General features: G+C 71.3%; 2 protein-coding genes and 1 pseudogene. 2 read left to right on the top strand and 1 reads right to left on the bottom strand.

The window, feature by feature from the left end; all coding sequences use genetic code 11:
* Positions 1–450 (top strand): annotated as a pseudogene (locus AOK24_RS42175) (ATP-binding protein DrrA1-3 family domain-containing protein); the annotation flags it as partial.
* Positions 437–1,333 carry an ABC transporter permease gene (locus AOK24_RS42170; RefSeq protein ID WP_055725164.1) on the top strand — a complete coding sequence of 299 codons (897 nt, stop codon included), beginning with the start codon at positions 437–439 and terminating at the stop codon, positions 1,331–1,333. The pseudogene AOK24_RS42175 and the gene AOK24_RS42170, both read left to right, overlap by 14 nt.
* A gap of 50 nt (positions 1,334–1,383) precedes the next feature.
* Here AOK24_RS42170 and AOK24_RS42165 read toward each other — a convergent pair whose 3' ends face one another.
* A complete protein-coding gene (locus AOK24_RS42165; protein WP_055725163.1) occupies positions 1,384–1,968 on the bottom strand; it encodes a flavodoxin family protein in 585 nt (194 codons plus the stop codon).
* Positions 1,969–2,133 lie beyond the last annotated feature (165 nt).

Genomic DNA, 2,133 nt, shown 5'->3' with positions numbered 1-2,133 from the left:
GACGAGCCGACGAACGGCCTCGACCCGCAGGGCATGCGGGAGATCCGCGCGCTGATCAGGGAACTGGCCGCGGACGGCACGACGGTCTTCCTCTCCTCCCACCTCCTGGACGAGATCGAGCAGGTGTGTACGCACGCGGCGGTGATGGCGCGCGGCCGGCTGATCGTCCAGGGCGAGGTGGGCGAGCTGGCGGCGCGCACGCGCGGGCGGCTGGTGGTGACGACGCCGGACCCGGCGGACGCGGCGCGCGTGCTGAAGGAACAGGGTCTCGCGGACGTGACGTCGGAGGGCGAGCGGGTCACCGCCGAGCCACCGGAGCGCGACCTCGCTGAGGTGAACGCGGCCCTGGTGACCGCGGGCGTCAGGGTGCGCGGCTTCGCCCTGCGGCGGGCCTCGCTGGAGGACGCGTTCGTGGAGCTGACCGGAGAGGGGTTCGATGTCGCGGGTTGAGACGGCACCGGCGGTGCGGGCGCCGAGCCCGCTGTGGACGCTGGGCCTGCTGCGCAGCGAGCTGGCGATCACGCTGCGCCGCTGGCGGACGCTGGCCCTGCTCGGCGTCCTCGCGGCGGTCCCGGTGCTGGTCGGCATCGCCGTACGGATCGAGACGGGCGACGGCTCCCCGGCCGGTGGGCCCGGTCCCGGCGGCGGGGGAGGGGAGGGCGGTCCGGCGTTCATCTCGCAGGTCACCAACAACGGGCTGTTCCTGGTGTTCACGGCGCTGGCGGCGACCCTGCCGTTCTTCCTGCCGATGGCCGTGGGCGTGATCGCCGGGGACGCGATCGCGGGCGAGGCGAACGCGGGGACGCTGCGCTATCTGCTGGTCGCCCCGGCCGGCCGTACCCGGCTGCTGCTCACGAAGTACCTGACGACGATGGCGTTCTGCCTGATCGCGACCCTCGTCGTGGCGCTCTCCGCGCTCGCGGTCGGCGCGCTGCTCTTCCCCCTCGGCGACCTGACGACGATCTCCGGCACGCGCATCACCTTCGCCGAGGGCTTGTGGCGTGCCTTCCTGATCGCCCTGGTGGTCGCCGCGTCCCTGATGGGCGTGGCGGCCCTGGGCCTGTTCATCTCAACCCTGACCAACAGCGGCATCGCCGCGATGGCGACGACGGTGGGCCTCCTGATCACCGTCCAGATCATCGACCAGATCCCCCAGCTCCACGCCGTCCACCCCTACCTCTTCCCCCACTACTGGCTCTCCTTCGCCGACCTCATGCGAGAACCGGTCTACTGGCCGGACCTCCAGAAGAACCTCGCCCTCCAGGCCCTGTACGCGGCAACATTCGGCTCAGCGGCATGGGCCCGCTTCACGGCGAAGGACATCACGGCCTGACGTCGTCACCGGCGTACCCACGACCACCCACACCGCGCCACCAACCCCCCTCACCCGACCTCGTCCGGAAACCGCGCCAACGGTGCCTCCTCCGAGAAGAAGTTCTTCGCCCGGGCCATCGCCTCCTCGTCCCTGAGGACGTCCTCCCGATCGGTCCCGTTCCCGAGGAGCACCCCGCCGAAGCGCATCTTCATGAACGCGGCGGTGTGGTGGAGGGTCCCGGCGAGAGGGTCCGCGAGGGACGCGCGAGAGGCGTACGCGGTCACCCCCCAGAGCGTGCGCCCGGCCATGGTCCCCCGGAAGTCCACCCCGGGCACCCGCAGCCACGCCGACCAGTGGTCGAGGTACCGCTTCGTGAGCCCGGAGACGGAGTACCAGTACAGCGGCGAGGCGATGACGAGGTCGGTCGCGGCGAGGGTGGCGTCGAGGAGGTACCGCGCGTTGGGGCCGGCCGGTGCCGTGTACCCCTCGTCGTGCCGCAGATCGGCGAAGTCGGGAAGCGGCCGGTCGACGAGCCGGACCCACTCCTGCTCGACCCCGTCGGGCAGCTGCTCGGCGGCCCGGCGCGCGAGGAGCTCGGTGTTGCCGCCCTGACGACTGCTGCCGAGCAGGAACAGGAAGCGACGGTTCGTCATGGCGTCCCCCAGAGATCAGGTGAAGAGTGATTATATGCACGCGCAAGCATTACGGTGGATCATCAGACCGGAACCCCACCCCGCGCGCGCCCATTCCCACACACCGCCCTCACGTCGGCTTCCAGGACAGCAGGGAGGCCACAGCGAGCAGCACCCCTTCCTCCC

The sequence above is a fragment of the Streptomyces niveiscabiei genome (assembly GCF_001419795.1).
Classification (GTDB): Bacteria; Actinomycetota; Actinomycetes; order Streptomycetales; family Streptomycetaceae; genus Streptomyces; species Streptomyces niveiscabiei.
Note: the sequence above shows the minus strand (reverse complement) of the source record. Positions and strands in the feature narration are given on the sequence as shown.

Coding starts and splice junctions, on each gene's coding strand:
- AOK24_RS42170 (WP_055725164.1), top strand. CDS start 437: ATGTCGCGGGTTGAGACGGCACCGGCGGTGCGGGCGCCGAGCCCGCTG.
- AOK24_RS42165 (WP_055725163.1), bottom strand. CDS start 1,968: ATGACGAACCGTCGCTTCCTGTTCCTGCTCGGCAGCAGTCGTCAGGGC.